Annotated in this window: 13 protein-coding genes and 2 pseudogenes; 6 read left to right on the forward strand and 9 right to left on the reverse strand. The window is 38.7% G+C overall.

Annotated features, from left to right (window positions below; all coding sequences use genetic code 11):
• Positions 1-2: 2 nt before the first annotated feature.
• Positions 3-812 carry an alpha/beta hydrolase gene (locus QUE03_RS17055; protein ID WP_286263163.1) on the reverse strand — a complete coding sequence of 270 codons (810 nt, stop codon included), beginning with the start codon at positions 810-812 and terminating at the stop codon, positions 3-5.
• Between the two features lie 184 nt (positions 813-996).
• Between QUE03_RS17055 and QUE03_RS17060 the strand changes: the two genes are divergently transcribed.
• The 5 genes from QUE03_RS17060 (at position 997) to nagB (ending at position 7055) form a co-directional block, all read left to right on the forward strand.
• A complete protein-coding gene (locus QUE03_RS17060) occupies positions 997-1707 on the forward strand; it encodes a transcriptional regulator NanR (RefSeq protein ID WP_286263164.1) in 711 nt (236 codons plus the stop codon).
• 232 nt (positions 1708-1939) lie between these two features.
• On the forward strand, positions 1940-4585 hold the full coding sequence (locus QUE03_RS17065; RefSeq protein WP_286263166.1) for a sodium:solute symporter: 2646 nt from the start codon (positions 1940-1942) through the stop codon (positions 4583-4585).
• Between the two features lie 20 nt (positions 4586-4605).
• Positions 4606-5307 (forward strand): N-acetylmannosamine-6-phosphate 2-epimerase, encoded by a 702-nt coding sequence (locus tag QUE03_RS17070; RefSeq protein WP_286263167.1) that lies wholly within the window; start codon positions 4606-4608, stop codon positions 5305-5307.
• 13 nt (positions 5308-5320) lie between these two features.
• The gene (locus tag QUE03_RS17075) at positions 5321-6238 is read left to right on the forward strand and encodes an ROK family protein (RefSeq protein WP_286263168.1); all 918 of its coding nucleotides are present in this window, start codon (positions 5321-5323) and stop codon (positions 6236-6238) included.
• A 10-nt stretch (positions 6239-6248) separates the two neighbouring features.
• On the forward strand, positions 6249-7055 hold the full coding sequence (gene nagB / locus QUE03_RS17080) for a glucosamine-6-phosphate deaminase (RefSeq protein WP_286263169.1): 807 nt from the start codon (positions 6249-6251) through the stop codon (positions 7053-7055).
• Between the two features lie 49 nt (positions 7056-7104).
• Here the strand turns inward: nagB and QUE03_RS17085 are convergent.
• A pseudogene (locus QUE03_RS17085) lies at positions 7105-7303 on the reverse strand (transposase); the annotation flags it as partial.
• A gap of 173 nt (positions 7304-7476) precedes the next feature.
• Here QUE03_RS17085 and QUE03_RS17090 point away from each other — a divergent pair.
• Positions 7477-7741, forward strand: a pseudogene (locus tag QUE03_RS17090) (IS481 family transposase); the annotation flags it as partial.
• 143 nt (positions 7742-7884) lie between these two features.
• Here the strand turns inward: QUE03_RS17090 and QUE03_RS17095 are convergent.
• The 7 genes from QUE03_RS17095 to QUE03_RS17125 all read right to left on the reverse strand — a co-directional run bounded on the left by QUE03_RS17095 (position 7885) and on the right by QUE03_RS17125 (position 23094).
• Positions 7885-9567: a sulfatase gene (locus tag QUE03_RS17095; protein ID WP_286263170.1), complete on the reverse strand. Its 1683-nt coding sequence runs from the start codon at positions 9565-9567 to the stop codon at positions 7885-7887.
• A gap of 466 nt (positions 9568-10033) precedes the next feature.
• Positions 10034-10279: a hypothetical protein gene (locus QUE03_RS17100; protein WP_286263171.1), complete on the reverse strand. Its 246-nt coding sequence runs from the start codon at positions 10277-10279 to the stop codon at positions 10034-10036.
• A 160-nt stretch (positions 10280-10439) separates the two neighbouring features.
• Positions 10440-11354: a dihydrodipicolinate synthase family protein gene (locus QUE03_RS17105; protein WP_286263172.1), complete on the reverse strand. Its 915-nt coding sequence runs from the start codon at positions 11352-11354 to the stop codon at positions 10440-10442.
• Positions 11355-11370: 16 nt separating this feature from the next.
• On the reverse strand, positions 11371-12504 hold the full coding sequence (gene nagA / locus QUE03_RS17110; RefSeq protein WP_286263173.1) for an N-acetylglucosamine-6-phosphate deacetylase: 1134 nt from the start codon (positions 12502-12504) through the stop codon (positions 11371-11373).
• 1329 nt (positions 12505-13833) lie between these two features.
• Positions 13834-17823, reverse strand: coding sequence for a LamG-like jellyroll fold domain-containing protein (locus QUE03_RS17115; RefSeq protein ID WP_286263174.1), 3990 nt, complete (start codon positions 17821-17823; stop codon positions 13834-13836).
• Between the two features lie 914 nt (positions 17824-18737).
• Positions 18738-21500, reverse strand: a complete 2763-nt coding sequence (locus QUE03_RS17120) for an FG-GAP-like repeat-containing protein (protein WP_286263175.1) — start codon at positions 21498-21500, stop codon at positions 18738-18740.
• A gap of 34 nt (positions 21501-21534) precedes the next feature.
• The gene (locus QUE03_RS17125) at positions 21535-23094 is read right to left on the reverse strand and encodes a sulfatase-like hydrolase/transferase (protein ID WP_286263176.1); all 1560 of its coding nucleotides are present in this window, start codon (positions 23092-23094) and stop codon (positions 21535-21537) included.
• Positions 23095-23112: the final 18 nt, after the last annotated feature.

Here is a 23112-nt window from a genome sequence, read left to right on the forward strand (position 1 = left end):
AATTAGCCTAGGGCTACTATTTTTTTGTTTATGATGTTTTTTAACTGAAGCCAATATTCTTGATGCCACACGCCTTCATGAGGTAGCATAGAAAAATGGTCGGCTTGTGATAAAAATGTTTTTTCCACATCCGATGAGGCATTTTCGCAGTAACTTAATGCTTGGCTAATTTCTACGCATTTATCTTTATTACCATGCACGATACTAAGATTTACGCCAGAAACATCTAACAGGTTAGGGTCACAGGCTTTATAACGCTCAGGAAACTGTTCATATCCTCCCCCCATTAGACGACAAACTTGCTCAGGTTGGTCAACATCTTCGCTGTTAGATAAATTCAAAATTCCAGCAATAGATAAGACGCATTTAATTTTTAAAGCTGACGTTTTAAACAAAACACTAGTACAAGGAATTTTGTCTCTACACCCTGCCCAAGTCGCTAGATGTCCACCAGCAGAATGACCGATAATTAAAATACGCGATAAATCTAAGTTCTCTTCGATTGAAATGTCTGTTAAAAAGTCTATTCCGTCAGCTATATCCATATGTAAAGCTGGCCATGGCGCTTTTGTATTTTCACCAATGGCCTCCATTCGCCTATATTCCAAATTCCAAATAGCAACATCAAAAGACTTTAAATATTCAACAATCGCTGTAGTAGGATATGTGTCTAAATCATGATTATCTTTCCAATAACCACCATGTATAACAACGACAACAGGAATTTTTTTCTCGAAGTTCGCCTTAATCAACCGGCCATACTGTTGCTTATCACTACCGTAATGAATAATTCTACTAATGTGCTCAATCATCAATATGCACTCTCAACATAACACACTACGCAATGGTATAATAGGTACACCAAACAAGTAAACAACAAAATATCGAGCATAAAGTAAACGAATTTAATAAATTGAAATTTTTGATATATACATTCAAGTTTCACTTGGTATAATAGTAAAATAGGTGAATTTGTTATTATGTAAGGATTAAATTATGCCGATTACCATCAAACGTCCCGTAGAACGAAAAAAACTATCGGAAACGGTGGAAGAAGAATTAGAGCTGATGATTCGTCAAGGCGAAATAGCTGAGGGAGATGCATTACCCTCAGAGAGAGAGTTGATGGTAGCATTTGGCGTAGGAAGACCTTCAATTAGAGATGCACTTTCAGCATTAGCTCGTAAAGGGTTAGTAAAAATTAGCAGTGGTGAAAGAACACGAGTAACGAGACCTTCGGCGGATACTATAATATCTGAACTATCAGGTATGTCTAAGGACTTTCTAGCACAGCCTAATGGCCTCCAATACTTTGACCAATTGAGAAAGTTTTTTGAGTCTAGTTTAGTCAGATATGCTGCAGAATTCGCCACTGAAGAACAAATTCAAGAATTAGAAAAAGCGTTAGAACTTAACGGAAAGTCAGTAAATAATAACAATCAATTTAAGAAAACCGACATTTACTTTCACAGAGTTATAGCTTCAATGCCAGGTAATCCAATATTCTTAGCGATTCATCAAGCATTAGTTGACTGGGTGATCGATGCAAGACCAGAAAAAAGTATTTCCGAAGAGTTAAATGCTAAAAGCTATCAAGGTCATGTGGAAATATTTAATTGTATTAAAAATCATGATGTTGAAGGCGCAGATAAATGCTTAACAAGGCATGTAGAGTATGTATTTGATAAGTATTATAGTGAACAATAGCGATCACCTAAATAGATACAGCCTTAATCACTTAACTCAGAGCCAATAATTTAAGTTTTATGGAGGCTACCAATAAAGGTAGTCTGCCAGTTTCACATATTCCCATTCAATAACTCCCCTTCTGTTTTATAAGGCACTATTCCAGCAAAGCTTTTGATATTATTTTCTAGCTTTAATCTCTCTCTGGTGGTATAACAGGTATACAGCACAAAACAATATTACTTGAGCCCTTATGATAAGAAAATTATATAAATCCACAATTGTTTTACTTTTAATGATGCCGTTGATTTCAGTTGCAGAAGTCCTTATCAATTGGCAAGAAATAACGCCAAACGTCGTTAATGAAATAAAGGTAGGTCACGGGGCTTATATTAATGAGCAAAATAATAATTTACTTATTTCTTCAGGGCTAAAATCGAATACTCCGCCTTACGTTGCTGAGCAGTTAATAGGCACAACAGCTCCGGCAAAAAGCATGCTAGTAGTTCATGGTCAACAACTTTTTGAGCATGATTTGGCAGAAACTCTCGGCAATCGAGCTTTTGCAGCCACTACGAGTTTTTATGGTTCGACTGTCGTTATTGGAGGGATTGCCAATAATACAGCTTCGAACTTAGTGAATATTGTTACTTGGCAAGCCGAATCCCAAACATTGAACAGTTATGCTTTACCTTCATTACCACGTGCAGCAATGTCTCCCTCGTCAGTTATCATCAAAGATACGCTCTATGTGTTAACGGGCTCTGACGCAAAAAATAACTTTTATTCGATTGATTTAAGTTCATTGGTTGATAGCAAAAATGAACTTATTCACGATAATAATCTAGTAGAACAATTTAATATAAACGTTTCATGGAATACACTTCCTTCATTGCCTTTAGCCAGCAATACATTCCCTTATCAAAACGGTGTTAAGTTAGCAGTTCAGAATGATGGTAGCGGTAATAAAATTTTTGCAATAGGTGGTTACCTACTGCCGAATGCTGCTAACTCTTATCAAGATGATTTAATAGCCATTGATGGCTATTGGAAGTTCGATCCTGCACTCGAAAGTTCTCTTCAAAAGTGGCAACCTTTCAGTGGCATTATTAATGCCAAAGAAAACAATATAGCAAAAATTAATAGCGTAAGTACCTTAGGCCAGTCACATATTTTAGCCTTTACAGATCAAGGTAATACTTTGTCGTACAATGCTATTACGAAGAGTTGGACAGAATATTCAGCCACGCAACCTAAAAATAGCGTTGACACCAAGAATTACCTTATTAGTGAAAGTGTCAGCAGTACTAACGGCGATATTTTTTCATTAAATCGCACTGTTGATGACCAAGGCTCATTAAAGCTCTATCAAATGAAGGCTGTACTTCCGGCAAAAGACTTTGGTTGGGTGAATATGACTGTATTAATCGTCTACTTACTGTCGATGGTTTTGGTCGGGCTGTTTTTTGTCTTTAAAAATAAGAATACTGATGATTACTTCCGTGGTGGTCAAACAATCCCTTGGTGGGCAGCTGCCTGTTCAATTTATGCCACCATGCTAAGTTCATTAACATATGTTGCATTGCCTGCTGTGGTTTACCAAACTAACTGGCTACTGCTTATCGGTATCTGGATGATCATTGCTGTGGCACCAATAGCGATTTATGTTGTTATGCCATTTTTTCGCCAAATTGATGCAACCAGTGCTTACGAATATCTTTCAAAACGCTTTAACATGGGCGTAAGATTATTTGCGAGTGGTTTATTTACTCTGTTCCATATTAGTCGTATGGGCATTGTAATGGCAGTAACGGCCCTAGCGTTGTCTGCAGTTACACCATTATCGGCCAGTGAAAGTGTCTTAATTATGGGTGTGTTGTGTTTACTCTATTGCACCATGGGAGGTATTGAAGCAGTAATCTGGACTGACACCATACAAACCGTAGTACTACTTGTTGGTGCAATCGTTTGTTTTGTTGTCATTATTTTAGGTTTAGATAACGGATTAAATGACTTTATTACTATAGGCTTTCAAGATGATAAGTTCACTATGGTCAATGTTGACTTTAGTGCTAGCAGTATAACGTCTTTATCTATTTGGGTTATAATTCTTGGCGGTATTGGTCAAAACCTTTCAAGCTATACATCGGATCAATCGGTTGTTCAGCGCTATATGGTCACTAAAGATCCTGCCGCAGCGAGTAAGTCTATCTGGGCAAATGCGGGACTTGCAGCCCCCGGCGCCCTACTGTTTTTCTGTCTCGGCACTGGGCTTTATGTATTTTACCAATTAAACCCAGGTAAATTAGACCCTACCATTCAAATAGATCAAATATTTCCAACCTTTATAGCTACAGAGTTACCTATTGGTCTTGCTGGTCTTATTGTGGCCGGTATTTTTGCCGCCGCGCAATCAACAGTATCAACCAGTATGAACTCAATCGCAACTACCGTTGTGACGGATTTCGTTCGCCCATTTAATTTAGTAAAAACTGAAAAAGGGTATATGAATGCTGCACGTTGGTTAACCTTTATTATGGGGGTACTGGGAACGCTCGCTGGGCTTATATTTATCAACCCAGAGATTCGCTCATTAATGTCCGCTTATTTTAAAGTTATTGGTATGTTCATGGGCGCTTTAGGGGGCTTATTTATTCTCGGCGCTTTAACCAAAAAAGCTAATGCATTTGGTGCTCTGGTAGGTATTTTCTCTGGTGTCGCCACCATGGTATCTGCTTGGCTAATGGGTTGGGCTAATGGTTATATATTCGGCACAATAGGTATAGTCTCCTGTTTAATATTTGGCTATTTGGGCAGTTTTTTAGCACCCAGTTTGAAAAAAGATTTAACAGGGTTGACTTTATACACAATGCAATCCCCTGCTAATGAATCATCTTAAAATTCTTATAGGAAACACGAATGTCTGTAGTCAATAAAACATTAGAAAAACAACTGTTATCTTCATTAAAGCAGTCTTTAATTGCTTCCTGTCAGCCCGTTGATAATGGACCAATGGACAAAGTTGAACACGTTGTTGCCATGGCATTGGCCGCTATTGATGGCGGTGCAAAAGGGATTAGAATAGAAGGGGTTGAAAATGTTCGTGCGGTTGCGAAATCAACCTCAATACCTATTGTAGGCATTGTTAAAAGGGACTTAGATGATAGCCCAGTACGCATTACCCCCTTCATTGAAGATGTAAAAGCCTTAGCAGAAGCTGGTGCAAGTATTATTGCTTTTGATGGTACAGATCGTGAGCGCCCGACAGCAATGTTGGATCTGCTTGAGGCTATTCACACTGCTGGTTGTGTAGCTATGGCCGATTGCGCAGATTTTGATACAGGCATGATGTTAGCAAAACATGGTTGCACTTTTATTGGCAGTACTATGTCCGGTTATACAGATTTAGATAACACTCCCAGTGAGCCCGATTATGCATTAGTAACCCGTTGGGTAGAACAAGGATTAAATGTTATTGCTGAAGGAAGGTATAACTCTCCAGCGCGCGCAGCAAAAGCCATTGAGCTCGGTGCTTTTTCAGTAACCGTTGGTTCAGCAATTACACGCGTAGAGCATATTGCGCAATGGTTTGTTAATAGTATTGACAGCGCGAAGAAATAAGGTAAACAACTCGATGATTATAGCAATAGATGTTGGCGGCACTAAGATATCTGCCGCTCTCATGGACAATGGCCAAATAATTGAGCAGCGTAAAGTTGAATCTATTATTCATAGTGACCTAGTCAACCTGCCTGAACATTTAGTAAAACTTTGTCAAGGTTGGATAGAAAAATCAGAATATGCTGCTATTGCTTGTACCGGTCAAGTAGGTAGTGAGCACGTTAATTTTCTTTCTGCTAAAAAAAAGCTGCCATTAAAGTCGCAGCTTGAAGCTGGCTTTAATATGCCGGTATTTTTACTCAATGACGCAGCCTCAGCAGCATGGGCTGAATACTGTTTTATTAAAAATAATAAAACCAATAGCATGACTGAATATACGGATAAAGCTGGTGAAACCTTAGTCTACATTACTGTATCAACTGGCATTGGCGGCGGCATAATTCAAAATGGCCAACTCGTGACATCCGGCGACGGGTTCTGTGCTCATCTAGGTCATACATCAGTTCAACATATAGCTCAGCATTCAATCCCTTGTCATTGCGGTAGAGTAAACTGTGCAGAAGCAATAGCATCAGGTACAGCAATAGCAAAACAAGCTTCAGTACTAATAAATAAGACGGTGAATTGCAAAGAAGTTTTTCAACAATATGCCGATTTACCCGAAATAGCAGAATTAATTAATCAATGTACAAGTGCTATTACAGATTTGATTGCCAATATAAAAGCAACAACAGGTACAAATAACATTATTTTAGGTGGGAGTGTTGGTAGTGCTCCGCTATTTTTCGAACAAGTTACTAAGAAAGTTGCACAACTGCCAGAAATCTATCAATTAACCGTGAGAGCACCACAATGTGGCGCTGATGCCGACTTAATTGGCGCTTATTATTATGCAAAGCATATCAACAATCACAGTATACAAAGAAAATAGTAGGATTTTTATGCAAATTATTATTTATGATGATAGCCAAGAAGTTGCTATTGCCGCGGCGACTTGGGTACAAAGCCTTATCAAAGAAAAAGAAAATCCGGTATTAGGTTTGGCAACAGGAAGCACCCCCATTCGCTTATATCAAGAGCTAGTTACGATGCATAAAGCAGGAAACTGCAGCTTTACCAATGTGACTAGTTTTAACCTTGATGAGTATCACTCAATAAATGAAAGTGACCCCCAAAGTTACCGCAGTTTTATGAAAGCTAATCTTTTTGATCACGTTGATATAAACCAGGATAATACTTTCTTACCTACGTGTAACCAAGATCAAAACCCACGTGAACAAGGCCTATCATATGAAAAAAAAATCAAGCAAGCCGGTGGCATTGATTTACAAATACTTGGCATAGGTGCTAATGGTCATATTGGTTTTAATGAACCAACATCTAGCCTAACCTCTAGAACACGAATTAAAACACTAACTCAGCAAACCTTAACGGATAACAGTCGTTTATTTTCTGAAAATGAATTACAACCCGCCATGGCGATGACTATGGGTATTGCTACAATAATGGATGCTCGCTATGTGCTACTAATGGCAACAGGTAAAAATAAAGCTCAAGCAGTTAAAGATATGATTACAGGCGCGGTTAGTGCTAACTGCCCGGCGTCAATATTACAAATGCATGAAAATGCAGTGATATTAATAGACAAAGAAGCCGCATCGATGCTTAACGATCAAAGTTATTATCAATGGGCAGATAAACAAAATAGAAAGCTCAATGACGAGTTTGGTTTTTATCACAACTTTTAAAGAGTCTGTAAGACCTTTTGTGTAGCAGCCCAATTTTAGTAAAGCTCTTTAAACGGTCTTCAAATTCAATCATAAGTCGATTTAAGGCCGTTTTCCAATTTCTTATTGGTATTGTAAATTTTTTTTGATATCACTTCTATCGCAAGATAAACCACTTTCTTCGCTGATTCGTCAGAAGGAAACAGCTTACGCTTTTTGAATTTCTTCCTGATAACACTATTCAGCGATTTGATGGTATTCGTGGTATGTCGCTATAGGGAGTTCTCGAGGGAATTTGAACAGTATATATAAGTAACCCCAGCGCACACGCTATAACCGACTGACTTTTTAGTGCTTTTACCATCACGGCGGTTAGCGAAATTATCGAATTCAAGTAACATCTCTTCTTCTATCACCAATTAATATATCTGAATCGACCACACAAAAAACTAAGGTAATGTCATCTCAAACCAACGTAATCTGCGAACGGTTTCACAAAACGATACTTAACGAGTGCTATCAGGTTATGTTCCGCAAAAAAGCTCTACGGCACGCTTAAAGAACTTCAAAAAGATCTGGAGGGTAGGATGGTTTATTACATTAATGCGCGAACATATCCGAGAATAGTGTGCGGTTGCAAAGCACCATTTGAAACATTCCTTGATGGAAAGTCGATTTGGGCTGATAAGAATTTAGCTCAAATCTAAACTGACAGTCACCCATAGAAATACAGGTCACTGTCAGATTACGTCTGAGCTAGTAATGCTCAATTTATAATTGTTTTCTAGCAGAATTATAAATTTTTAGCTGTTTTAATTAACATTTACGCCCCTTATAAGATGTAAAATCATCACATAGATAGATTTACATGACGTTTAGTAATCTTTTGCTCTTTCAACATGCGCTTAATGGTTGCCACAATTTCTGGGTACTCTCTGGACATTTCTTCTTGCTCGCCAATGCCATTTTTATCATGCATCATGCTGTAAAGATGAAATTCGTCTTGTGCGGTCATAATGGCTTTATATTCGTTATAATGAATTAATTGTTTAAAGCGTGCATCAACAGGTAACAGCTTTCTGTAATTCACCAATTTCTGGCGATATTGTTCTTCACTAGCTAAATTTTTCCACTCGTTCGGATCTACAGACAAATCGTATAATTCTTCACTACCGTCGTAATAACGAATAAATTTCCAGTCGTCTATACGGAGTGCATAACTTGCACGCCCTAGTGTCGTAATATTATAGTTTCTTACTTTATCTTGTGTACCCGCGACAAGGCTTTTAAGTGACTTACCTTCTAAATTAGCCGGGATAGGTAGATTGGCGTAATCTGCAATTGTTGGGTAGATATCAAGTAAGCTGGTAAAACTTGTTTGTGCGCCTTGTTTTAATTTTGCTGATTTGGGCGGTACGATAATAAAAGGGACACGAGTAGAGCCTTCCCAAGGTGAATGTTTACCCCAATGTTCTTTTTCGCCTAATTCCCAACCGTGATCGCTCCATAAAACAATTAAGGTGTTATCTTTGTATTGACTGTTATCTAAAGCATCTAATACTTTTCCTACTTGTGCATCTGTAAAGTTAATTGAGGCTAAATACCCCAAGACACCTGCTTGCCATACATTATGCTTTTGTACGCGGTCAAAACTGCCTGACCAAGGATAATGAGCGTACTGACGGGCCGTTGAGGAAAGATCTGATAAATCATTTCGTTGTACTTTAGGTAAGGCAATGGTTTCATTTGCAAAAGCATCGAAGTACTTTTTAGGTGCATAAAAAGGTTGGTGTGGACGATAAAAACCAAGACCTAAAAAGAATGGTTTTGTGTGGTCTTCTGCAAGTTTTTCAGTCGCCCAATTAGCCACTTTTCCATCGGGCATTTCAGCGTCAGTTACGTTGACAGGGCCCCAATCAAAAGTATTATAACCATTTAAAGGTCTGTCTAAGGTATTGTCAATACCATTTAATGGTAACGTTGCTTCTAACGTGCCCCGCTTAATCACTTTACCTGGGTAAACATTTTTTACTATGCCGCTTTGCTCTTTAATCGTAAAACCAAGTATATCCTTTCTCACTATTTTTTTACCTGGTGTTATATTTAACTCTTCTCGTGTAAAAGGGCCGCCAATAGCGCCAGAATCTGGTCCGTATTCATTATAGTTTTCAGGTACAATCATACCCATAGCGTGATTGATTTTACCCGCCCCCATCACATGGTAGCCATTGTTCATTAAGAATTTGGGTAATGCTACTGCGTCAGGTACATAGTCTTTATACATTCCCTTATTATGATAAACCCCAGTCGTTTCTGGTCGCATCCCCGTTAATACACTGGCTCTAGAAGGCCCACAAATAGGTGAAACCGTATAGGCCTTAGTAAAATATACACCTCGCTCAGCAATTCTATCTAAATTAGGTGTTTTAGCATTAGGGTGCCCCCCTAGAAACCCTACCCAATCATTGAGATCATCAATCGCAATAAATAAGACGTTAGGTTTTTTCTGACCTGTATTGATATCTTTAGCCATAACCTGCTTTGGTGAAAATATAAAAATAGTTAACAATATAATACTTAGGAGCTTAAACATTCTTACCTCTGTTTGAATTTGAATATACGGCTATTAAATTCCCGAAAAGAAATGTAAATAATCGGGCAATTAGAAAATTTTTATTCCGCTTTCATCATTTTAATAAAATTATGCCATGGTCTTGCGCAAGTATCACCGACCTAGTGTTGCCACTTAGCAGCAAATGCCGCGACTTTATCAGGATGAATTTTTGCTAAGTTTTTTAATTCAGTATGATCTTTAGCTATGTTATATAGCTCCTATTTACCTTTATTCGGATACGCTCGCACACTACTCCAAGAACCTGCATATTCTGCAACTAATTTCCAATTACCTTTTCTAATCGTTTTGTTACCTTAATGTTGCCGACAAAGAGTACGTACACATATTGGTTTTTACTTAATTAACACTTGGCTTATATCTAGCCCTAAGAAGGCTTGAATTGATTCATCATTAAAGGTTGTTGGGTACTTAACCTGTGTGAAGCTAAAACTTGAGCAATAGTCACTGAGCTTTTGCCCAGTTCGCCACCATAGCTTTTTAATCCTGAAAAACCTAAATCATCCACCATAATCACAAAAATTTTAGGTTTTTTAAATTCTGTAACAGTACCGCAATGAGTAATAGCTAAGCTCAACACCAATAATATGAGTAAGAGTAATTTAATTTGCATTGTTTTATACCTATAAAAAAATTAAATTTTTTCTAATACCCGTTGCACGCAGTTTCTGATTTTGTTGTTCTAATCAATAAAAGCCGCATTTTTGCGGCTAATATATTTAAAATGCTTACACACAAGACTTATCCGATGATTAGCCTGACATTTCTCACCATTAACTGTGTTTAGCAGGCACATGTTCCATAAAACCAGCGGCTTTCATTTTAGCCACAACACTTTCTTTATCTTCAGCCGAAAGAGCGCGAATTGGACGACGTGGATCACCTACATCTATACCATGAAGAAGCATTGCAGCTTTGCCTGCAGCAACACCACCATACTCTACCAATGGACGAATAAGACCAATAACTTTATCCATAAGAGCCGCTACTGTTTCTTGGTCGCCATCGTTGAATGCTTCGATAACTTCTAAGTACAGCGGTGCTGCATAATTATAAGTACTACCCACTGCGCCAATGGCGCCAACAGCAAGGCCACCAGGAAGAAATTCATCAACACCAAATGGAATATCGAATTTTTCATCGCAAACACGCTTACAGCGTTGATACTCATAAAGGTCGCTATGGTTGAATTTTATACCCGAAAGATTAGGAATAACTTTGTCAGCTTTGATAAGAAACTCTTCCATATCAAACATGACACCAGACATACCTGAGTGGTAATAATAGAACCCCTTTGTTGGAGCTGCTGCTGCAACGGTGACGCAGTAATCAACAAGCTCATCAACGGAGCCTGGCTTAAAGAAGCAAGGGGCGATAACTGAAGTCGCAAAGATATCCAATGTTTCTGCGTGCTTGGTTAATTCTAGGGTATCAACAATCGATAAAGCACCAGTGTGGATTGTGATACTAAGCTTACCTTTGCCAGCAGCAACCCAGCGCTCAGCTACAGCTTTACGTTCGACAACTGAACAGTTCAAACCTTCACCTGTAGTGCCACAAATATATACACCGTTGACACCTTGAGCGATTAGGTGATTAGCTATTTGATCGATAACAGGAAGATTAACTTCACCATTCTTGCCAAATGGCGTATGGGGAGCCGCGATCAGTCCGGTAAGTTTTTGCATGGTAAACCTCTATAAATTAGAATATTGCATTGCCATTAATCCATGTGTTTTTCACATGAAGTGGCGAGTCAGTTGTTGAAAGTAAGGTGAAATCAGCATTAGCGCCGATTGATAAATGTCCCTGCTGTTGGCTAGTTCCCAAAAATTGTGCAGGATAATAGCTAGCCATCCTTAATGATTCTTCTAGAGATACATTCAGCATTGTTTGAGCATTATTAACGGCAGTGATCATATCTAAGGCTGACCCAGCAAGTTGCCCTGTTTGACTCGTGAGTTTATCCCCTAATAACTGGATATTATGACCATCAAATTTAAACTGAGCTTGGTCACTGCCTATAGTTGACATAGAATCTGTTACTAGCATCATCTTGCGTCCAACTTTTGCTTGTGTGGCTAACTTTGCCGTAGCAGGGTGAACATGATGGCCATCAAGTATTAAACCGCACCAACTATTTTCATCAAGTAGCGCTGCACCAATCATGTTTGGTTCACGTGACGTCAGTGCTGACATAGCATTAAATAAATGAGTAAAGCCAGTAGCCCCAGCATCAAGTGCTGCTTGGGTTTGCTCATAACTTGCATTGGAATGGCCTAGGCAAACAATCACGTGATTAGCAACTAACGTTTTAATCATAGCAACAGATACATTTTCAGGAGCCACAGTAACAATTTTGATCCCTAAATCATCACGGCAATAAACATCTAGTTCTTGTTGGCTTAGCTCTCTAATGTGGTCAGTACTATGTATACCTTTTTTTGGCACGCAAATGTGTGGCCCTTCAAAGTGTACGCCAATAATCCCTGGAATCTGTTTTGATCTAGCCTCACTGATAACATCTGCTGCACAATTTAACGTTGACAAATCACTGGTAATTAACGTGGGTAATAAAGCTGTTGTTCCAAATTGGCTATGAGCTTTAATCATTGCTTTTAATGTTTGCACATTAGTCTCATGGTTAAACAAATAGCCACCACCGCCATTCACTTGTACATCGATAAAGCCAGGTACCAGCAAGCCTGAAACTTTAGTTTCTTTTGCACCTTCAACTGTGTCGAAAGTGATAATTTTTCCATCCTCAATGCTGATTGGACGATGGCGATGAACTTCTTTACCATCAAAGAGTTGCTCGGGTATTAGCGTGGTAATCATGATAAATTTAATAAAGTTGTGCTTAAATTACGAAATAATGAGCTTAAGTTTTCAAAAGCTTTACTTTCGGCAAAATTTGATTTCAATTTAATATCCTCACATCTCGTCATTGTCTTTACAGCTATGTTCCCGCTATGTGTTGTTAACCTTTGAATAGGTTGTGTGAATTAGGCTTTTTATTGACATCTACACATCAAAATCAACCTAAATAATTTTAAAATACTTAGTCGCCACACAATGAAGCCTCCCCATCCAAGCCCTTAATCGGCTGTGACATGCATCATTATTTGAATGTAAAATACCTTTCAATCACCTTTACACCAGCAGTCACCGGCAATCTTTTATTATTTTATTTTGTAGTTTGTTACTGAGCTGCTATGCAAAGACAGAAGGATTAGTAGCTTCACAAGTATGCTTATCTCGTATCGTCCTGTTAACGCTGGCACCCTGTTTTCTTTAGTGTCTGCAATCATGGCTTCATCTGCTTTAACAATACCTTCCAGTAAATTCACCTTCATGGGTACAGTAAGTAGAATGAGAATGTGCCGCCAACTAAACGATATTTTTAAGTCACAATCAGTTGCTAACTTCTTAGCAACTTGCCATTAAGTAAATCGCTATAAGAATGAGGACACACTAGTTCATCACCGTATGTTGCTTAATTTCACCAATGATGGACTGAATCCTTGTGAAAACTTCTCTACATCCATATCTTGCCTATATATCTAGTGCTCTAACGCCACCAATAGTTTTTAAAATTGTGCTGATATCACAATAAAACGCTCACCACTGACTATTATGCACAGCGTGGAAAGGCACTCATTCACACAGCAAGACAGGGAAATAGCATACCTGTTACACCAATATACCACTTGAAATGTTAATTTGTCAAAATTAAAACATCAACTTTTGGCTTTGTGGGGAAATAACCTAATAATTGGATTTATGGTCAATAAAGCGAGGTTGAAAACTATTTAATTTGAGATGCTAAAGATAATAAGCGTTAAGCGAATTATCAGTATTAATACAACGTAAAGTAGCGTACCTTTTGAAACAATGTTCACTTGAAGTAGGCATTGTTACTAATGGCAAGGGCTGTTATAAGACATCAAATTGATGAGGAAATTGGGTTCGGTATCCATCAGGGCTAAAATCGTCAAAAACACTTTAGACAAAATACAAATATATGGCTCCAATGCCCTTTATTTCAAAATTAAAGTTGGCTGGCAATCGGAGGTAACACCTAGATGCTATTAACTAAACTTGATGCACAAAAAAAGCATGCCCTTCACTCGCGGCATGCTTATTTTACTACTTTACTTCAAATTTTTAGTTTGCAATGCGGGGAGCACTGCTGAGCGCTTCTGCTTCATTTTGCGATAACACCGTATCGAAAACTTTAACTTGGTCAATAACACCATCAAAATACCCATTTAGCGAATTGGTTTCTTTAACACCGACCCACATAGCACTTAGGTTGTTAATGTCAGTAAAAAAGCCGCTAGTTGTGCCGCTTTTTTCCAATTGACCATCAATGTACACTTTATAGCCTGTATTGCTCACCGTTACGAGCATTTCATGCCAATTATTATCAGCATAATTTACGCCGCTGGTAGAAAAATCAGACACCGTTGCACCGGCTTCTTGTACCAAGTAACGCAAATTGCCGTCGTTTATGTTCATCAGTAATTGACTAGAACTATCACCTACATCGGTCGCAGAAAATAATTGTTGATCAGCATTTGACGATGTTTTAAAACGTACATAAAGCGACCCTTGAGCTAAATTCTCAACCTTATTTAAATCGTCGGTTAACGAAATTTTTTCGGCTTTAGCGGCATCAAATTTACCGTAAAGGTAATAATCAAGCATTTCCGTTGGTGCTTCATTACGAGCCATTTTAGAGGCAACATTAGGCACGATTGGATAGTCGTAAAGCTTAATGGTATCAATTTCACCACTAAAATAACGTTCATTAGCGCCACTGCGTACTAATTTACCTATATGTAACGCATCTAGGTTACTTACCGAAGAAAATAACGCTTGAGCTGTCATTGTTTTGATTAATACACCATCAACATAATACTGCGTACTACTTCCCTCCACAGCAATAATAACTTCATGCCAATTACCATCAGCCAATACCCCAGTAGCATAATCAGATACTATTTCGCCAGCTTCAGTAACAATAAAATGTCCTTTACCTGAAGCATCCAGTTCAAAAGATAGATAACTATTGTCATCGTTTTTATCTGAAGCACTAATAATCGTACCGCTACCCACATTCGCTTTAAAACGAGCATAGATAGAACCACGCTCAAGTTGCCTTAAGCTTGATAAATCTGAACTAACGTTAACTGAAGTATTAGTGCCATTAAAATTTTGATCTAGGTTATAAGTAACTATAGGCTCATCTGTTACCACTACAGGGTGATCGACAGCGATTACATTGGCACTGATATTGTCAATAAGATAACCATTCAAATCTTCTGCTTGAGCAGTACTGCGTAAACGTATGGTATTAATGCCATTAGGTGCTGCATTTAATAATGGTAAGGTTTCACTTTGTAAAACATTATCAACGTAAATTTCAGCAATATCTTTACCGGTACGGCTAGAGCCGTTCCAGCTAAGTTTAACGTCATACCACTGGTTTTTATTCAAGGTTTTACTAGCAGTAATCGCTCCGTTACTTGGGATATTAAGTACATACATAGCATTTTTTTCAGCGGTATTATCTGACGGGTTATAAAACCTATCAATTAACGAAACTTTACCGCCATCAAAACCATTATTAAGCAATACTTTAAAAGTTACTTCACCCTGGTGACCTGTAGGGAAGTTCCATGAAGCGCCATCCTGTTCATTTAAAACCGTTGAATCAGTTTCTCTTCTTATCTGTAAAACTTTTTCGTTAGCGATGCTTGGATGATCAATAACTTCAGCGCCAATGGTACGTCTAAAAGTTTTATTTTGTTTAACTTTTAATAACTTCCAAACATTTAAATTTTCGTAGTCATTTGAAAAATCGATACTATCACTTGTTTCAAATAACCAATCTGGATCAAAGGTAATTGCATGGCGATGTGATTCGGTTTGCCCCGTGAAAACAAATACTTTTCCATCACTATTAGTTCCAGAGCGGGTATGTTGCATGCCATGATCAGAAGCTGAATGATTTCGGTAATTGTATTCATGACGACGTGGGTCCCAACCAATTTCTCTAAAACCATGATAACTTGCGCCATCATCGTCTGAAATGGCGGCATGCAAAACATCTCGGTTGGAATTAAAGGTGTAAGTAGAGCCACTAGTATATTCAGGTGGTTGTGCTTCAGTTGGAAGCATTTGCGTATTTAACCAGATCAGTAATAATCTACCGTCAGGCATTCTTTCATGCTCTAATAAGGTTAGTGCACCATAAAAACGAGAGGGGTTACCAGGCGACCAGTTGATGCCACCATCCGTCGAAAAGTTCTCAAATATAGTATCTTGATCATTACGAGTTAAGGTTTGCAAAAGATCACTACCTAAATTGACGGTTTGTGCTGATGTACCATCGTTGTGCCACCTTTTTTCGTAATCACCAGTTGAAAATTTATTATTAGATCGAGTCCAAGTTAAGCCATTATCTGTCGATAAGCTAGAGGTAAACTTACTACCTGAGGCTCGATGTGACGCGAAAATGTCGCCATTGTTAAGCCATAACATGCTGGTCCCATGTTCCATTAAGAAATCAGTATCAACTACCTGACTCCAATTTTGTTTATTATTTGAAGTAAATACTAATTCTCTATCACCATTATTATCGTAGCTAGTCACAAGTTCCTTAGTGTAAGGATTTAAGAAAACTGCATCGCTGCCATTTACTTGTTGATTCTTTATCCAGCTATAGCCTCCATCTGTTGATATATCCGCTAAGGCTATTGGTGGATTACCACTGACATCAACATTGGTGTGATAATAAGTAAGGGTGTCACCGTCAACCACGACATGACCAAAGTCACTATCATGCTCATACATTTTAATGGGGGACCAGACATCTGCTACGGCAACTGGCAAAGTGTAATCAGCTTGCGGAACCGGTTCACCATCACCTTCAGCAATAATAAAGGTAACATTTTTAAAGTTTGCTACTCCATCTGTTCCTGTTGAGCCGTTCCCCCAAGAAATAAAATTGTGACTTGAATTTTGTCCAGCCCATGTTGCAATAGGATCGCCATCAAAGCTAAACGTAGCTTGTTGAGTGCTAGGATCATAGTATAAGCCATATTGATGATAATCCGTTGCTGATGAGCCACTTGCTAATGTATAAGTTGTATCACCTAATAGATCAGCGACTAGATCACCATTGGTGTTTAAAGAGATTACAGGAATATAACGTGTTGCCCCATCACCAAAATAAATATTCATTGAGTCGCCTGACACCACGCGCATGTCAGAGATTAGCGTCCAACCATTGGCCATTGCTTTTGCTTTTGAGGTTGCAGACAATATTTTTTTGAAACCGTATCGGCCGTTTACACCATTGACTTGCCAAGCATTACCGCCATCATTAATTAAGTTACCATTGCCGCTTCCGCTAAAATCGACATTCCAACTTTGATTAGTTGGGTCACCATTGCCCGTATTGGCATCATAAGACGCTGCTATTTCACCTGGCGGAGTATCGTCTATAATTGAAAAGGTAACTTCTTTTACATGAATAACACCATCGATACCCGACGAGCCATTCCCCCAACGAACATAATCATTACTTGAGGATTGTCCAGCCCATGTAGCAATATTATTACCATCAAAAGAGAATGTAGCTTGTTGCGTATCAGGATCATAGCTGAGATCAAATTGATGATAATCGGTCGCCGATGAGCCTGTTGCTAATGTGTAGCTTGTATCACCAGCTAAAGAAGCAACTAAGTCACCATTGGCATTCAGAGAAATAGTTGGGATGAAACGCACTAAGCCATCACCAAAATAAGTGTTACTAGCTCCGCCAGACACCATGCGCATATCGGTTGATAAAATCCACCCCTCTGCCATAGCTCGTGTTTTTAGTGTTGAAGAAAGAACTTGCTTAAAACCGTAACGCCCGTTTACACCATTGACTTGCCAAGCATTGCCATTATCATTGGTTAAATTACCATTGCCACTGCCGCTGACATCAACAGTCCAACTTTGATTCGTTGGATCGCCATCACCAGTATCTGCGTAATATGAGGCGATGATTTCATCCGCCTCGGCGACACTGACTGACATAGCCGCTATACCAAAAAGGTACATTGCGCCATAAGCTCTTCGTAATAATATATTAATTTTCATAATCAACCTTATTCTTTTAATAATTTGTTCTAAATTAATGTATAAAAATAAGATAAACCTAATAGATGATTCGCAGAACAGCCAATCATTTAAGTAGCATATCTAAGTGATCAAATACGCACACGGTCCATGTCTGTTCAAAATTTAATCTCTATTACCCTATCATACCATCACATATACATACCAGTATAAAATTACACCTTCTGTAGGGTTTGTGATGAATGGATGTTATGAGTTATAAATCCCTTATGTCTAAGGAAACGAACGTATGTAAGTCTGATGGTACTTTTCCATATAAAGGAAGGGTTACACGAATAATCCATACACAGTGAGAAACCTCAATATTAACCTTGGTATTGTTAACGATTGACTTAGAAGTTTTTATGCTCATGGACTTGAGAGATTGGAATCAAAACCTTGCTCCCCTCGTCATTGCAGTTTAGATAAAGCCCTGCCTGCTCAATTAATCAATTACACTCCCTTGATTACCGTTTGCTCGGCAGCAGGGGATATCGAAGCATTTAATAGCGCCCTGCATGAACGTGGGTGTAGTGGAGAAAATCTAGCGTTAGCTTTTAAAAAGGCCTGAAGTACCACGTGTAGTGAACGTTCTATACGGTGCAACTTGGCACCACTGTTAATTAACAGATGGATTAACAGCTTAACTATCATTAAGTTTTAACCTTTTTCGCCAGAGTTGAATCCAATAGAGTAAGTTTGGCAGTGGCTACACTAAAATGAACTTGAAAATAGAGGCTTCACTGGTATAGCCATATTGCTGATGAATGCAGTCGATACTAATTCAAATTAAGGTATGTGTCTTGCCAAATCTAAGCTCCCCCATTTTTCTTAACCTCTCTCCTTTTAAAGAAGTAGTTTTGCATTTTAACTATGCTTTTAATTCTTATCACAGGCTAATCAAGTGATATTTTTATCGAATCTAATATTGGGAAATTATCACCGTTGTTAGAAATAAAACGAGCTCGATACTGTAATACTCGATTGGTTTCGTCAACCAAAAAAGTATCACCTTTTAAAGCTAACCAAGGGCTTGATTCAAGCTGTGACAATTCATTAGCTGAACGAATATCAAACTCAAGCTTGGCGCCATTTAATATCGAAGCTTGATACTTCAAATATCCTTTTGATTTAGATTCATGCCAAGTAAAAACAGAAGATTGATAACTTTGTTGAAAACCACGATTATAAATATGTCCCATATCTTGTGACCACATCCAATGTGCACCATGTGTGAGCAGTTTCTTCATTTTTGGCGCTGCAAAACGTTGACCGTCATTGTAAAAAACAACTGAGTTAGTTGTATGATCACCATTACTTGCATGGCATGAAACTGCAATATCTAATAAACCATCGAGATCAAAATCGCCGGCTTGCGCATCATGGCCAGAATCGCAAGCTAAAGACGTACGTTCCGTGGCCAAAAAACCATCTTTACTACCCCAATAAATAAAGTTAGGTAAATTTTCTCTATTAAGTTCAGCATGATAATTAGGTGCAAAAATATCAAGGTAACCGTCATTATCAAAATCAGCAATGGCTGGCGATATAGGTGCAGTGCTTGGCAACCATTGTGAATTCCATTGCTTAAATCCATACTTTGCTCCCCAAAAGACGAATAAGCCAGTATCACGATTACTCGTAATGGGGTCTTTATAACTGGTTACAACTAAATCTAAGTAGCCGTCATCATTTAAGTCTGCAACATCAATTCCTACAGGAACAGGAACATCCAATTTAAATGAGTCTTGCTGAAAACCTTGCTCACTTCCATGATAAAAACGAACAATATTTTCATGATAAACTGGGACAACAATATCTAACCAATCATCACGGTTAAAGTCGGCAATCATCGGCTCAGCCGAGCGCCCTGTTGACCCTTTGATATCAATACCGCCATCATAAGGGAAGCCTTCCGCGCTGCCATAATGCACGCTCATGGGCAATTTTTTATCAAAAACGCCCAAAACAATATCAAGATAGCCATCACGATTGAAATCCGCTACGTTTGATGTAGCGCGTTTTTTCTCATGGATAACGCTTCGCTGCTCTTTTGTATCAAATCCTTGCTTTGAGCCCCAAAAAATATTGGCACCAACGGTAGGGTCTACTTTAGATATTTCACCTGCATGCCCTGTATTTAAGGCGAGTAAATCAACATACCCATCGGCATTAAAATCAGCAGCACTTGATTCATAACCACTGCGCATCGGAATGACCCACTGATTATTTTCATCGAAGCCTTTTTCTGCCCCCCAAAAAAGCTGTAATGGTACTAACTCTCCAACAGAGCCTCCTAGGCTATTGGCGTACACAAAGCTTGTATCACTATTTTCAGTTAATCTTACTTGTTTAATATCGGTCACACCTTCAGTGGGAGCACCTTTCTTACTCTTCACAAAAGTTCTATTTGACCGACCATAATAGAAAGGGGATGTTGTTTTATATTTGATGGTTCCTTGGTGTACTGCGATGGCTAAATCTTTATGATTATCTTGATTAACATCAGCAATAGCAGTAGCAACAGCATTATCCACATTTAACGAAAGTGCGGTGTTGTCAGCCCATTTTTCTCCCCCCCATAAGATATGGATAGGTGCGCCCTTTTGACCAACAGCGCCAGTGGCTTCACCACCTGCCGCATGGTTTTGAATGAAGTTGGTTAGCACAATATCCATCGTGCCATCGGCGTCTAAATCATCAATACTGATGTGAGAAGCAGGAAAAGCGTCATATTTTTTTGCCGTTTTAAATGTTAATTTATTGCTGCCTGCCATAAATATCAATACGTTATTATCGGTACCAATAATGATGTCCAATTTTTCATCTTGATTAAGGTCATGAACATAAGCTTTAGTGAGGTGCGCATTAGGTAATTCAAATTCATATTCGCTAACTAGCACTAACTTTTGTTCATTTTTTTGTTGATATAACAGCAGCTTATTGTCAGACGTAGTGACTAACAATTCTGCTTTATCGTCTTCATCAAAATCATAACTGGCTAATGATTTAGCGCCTTTTACCGCGGTGTCTTGATAGCGAGTTAATATGAAACCTTGCTCACTTCCCCAATAAGTGCGAATAATATTGCCTCCGCTCGGTTGACCATACGACCAACCAGGGGTGTTAAGCGTTACGATATCAGGCCAGCTATCGCCATTGAGATCGGCAATAACAACATCTTTACCTTTATTTACTGGTAAAACGCCATTGCTGCGACGTTGTGACCAACCATCTTCGCCCCCATAAATAATAGTAATGAAGCGTCTACTGGCTTGTACGCCTGACTCATTAGGTAAAAACACTAAGTCTTGATAACCATCTTTATTTAAGTCACTGACTTCTGTTCTAATGCTACCTTGTACGGCAAGACTTATATTATTTATCCTACCTTCGTTATCAAATGAAGTTAACGTTGGTGCGATGTAACGAATTGAATCATGGGTATTATTGAACATAATATCCAAATAGCCATCTTGATTAATATCAAAACGATGAATAGTGCGAATGTCTCCTTTGTGCGATACATAAAGATTATGTCCACTAGCTTCTAATTTACCGTCAGAAAAATCTTTAAAACTTGTTTCATGCCAAGTCACACTTGCCAATACCGGTGGCATCACCATGGCGTGAAGAAACAAAATGGTAAAAATAATCACATTTATTCTTAGCAACATATTGGACCTTAATTTTCTACAACTGATCTGAGTTTAACTTTGACTGTTCTGTTTTGAGGAACTCTGCAGTGCTCTTCCCATCCCGTGTTGAGTCTTTGACCCATAATAATAATTGAGATTTCATACTACTGAAAATTGAGGGAAACTGCTCTACAACATTTTTTGATTCTGTTGGGTCCATTATAATGTCATATAATTCCCAGGTAGTACCGTTGTCATAACTCGCTAATTTATAGCGATTATCTGACAACGCATATGACAAACTACCTGCAACTGCATCCGCACCAGCACTTCTAATTGGGGATTGAAATGCTATGGGAGAAGGACGCTCCATTATTTTTCCTGTAAGTAGTGGAAGTACATTAATACCATCTAAAGGTAATTGATTTTTCGGTAAAGCAGTTTGAGTCGCGGCCAATATAGTCGGGTAAATATCACTGGTTGATATTGGGGCAAGAATTTTCCGTCCCCCAGCTAAGGTGCTAGGCCATTCAATAATACCGGGGACTCTAATACCGCCTTCTTTTAGGGTACCTTTCTTACCTGAAAAATGACCAGCCGAATTATAATTTTGAATATAAGAAGGGCCATTATCAGAATTGAACATCACAATGGTATTATCGGAAATCCCTAATTCCTGCAAATTGTCACGCATACGCCCTATTTGTCGATCCATTGCGCTTACAGCGCCGTAAAAATGCTGTGCTTGGATAGGGTGTTCAGCATATGGAAACCTATCTTCATTACCAGCAACTAAAGGAGAGTGTGGGGTATGTAGCCAAATTACAGCTAAAAAAGGCTCACTGCTTTTTGATTTTTCTTCAATAAATGTCAGGGCTTGGTCCATTACAATTTCAGCAATATCTCCTTCAAGCCATTGATCTACTATTTTACCAGGACCGGTCCAGAAAAAATCACGCCAACGAAAGCCGCCGGTTTTCTGTCCCTTTGCTACGGGCTCAGATTGTAACTTACGATAATCAGGTGAGCCAAAATTCCCGCCAATATGGTAATAGGGGTTGTACGTTGGCATCATGGATTCTGTTGAAAAACTTACCTCAAAGCCATTTTCCCATGGTGGTGAATAACGCTTAGGATCTGCTAAATCACCAGGGAAATAGCCTTGTTTAACGGCTTTACTTAATTGTCCTAAATGCCACTTGCCAAAATGCCCCGTGCGATAACCTGAATCTTTGAGCACTTCTGCAAGAGTACTTTCTCGTGATGGCATATGCCCTTTACCAGCCCATGGGATACCTAAACGAAAGGGATGACGCCCGGTTAAGACACTGCCTCGAGTCGGTGAGCATACGGGGGCTGCGGCATAAAAACGATCCATTTGGACCCCTGCTTCAGCCATAGCGTCTAAATGTGGTGTTTTTAATATCTTATTGCCATTGTAGCTTACATCCCCCCAACCCTGATCATCAGACATAACCAAGATAACATTGGGTCGTACATTTCCAATAGATACTACATCCTCTTTTTCTATCTCTTTTGCAACTGATGAACACGCCACAATATTTACGAGTATTAGAACTATATACTTTAATGAGTAGTCTCTGAGATTAATCATATTTTCCCTACATAAAAA

Origin of the sequence: Thalassotalea atypica (assembly GCF_030295975.1) — a bacterium.
GTDB classification, from domain to species: domain Bacteria; phylum Pseudomonadota; class Gammaproteobacteria; order Enterobacterales; family Alteromonadaceae; genus Thalassotalea_F; species Thalassotalea_F atypica.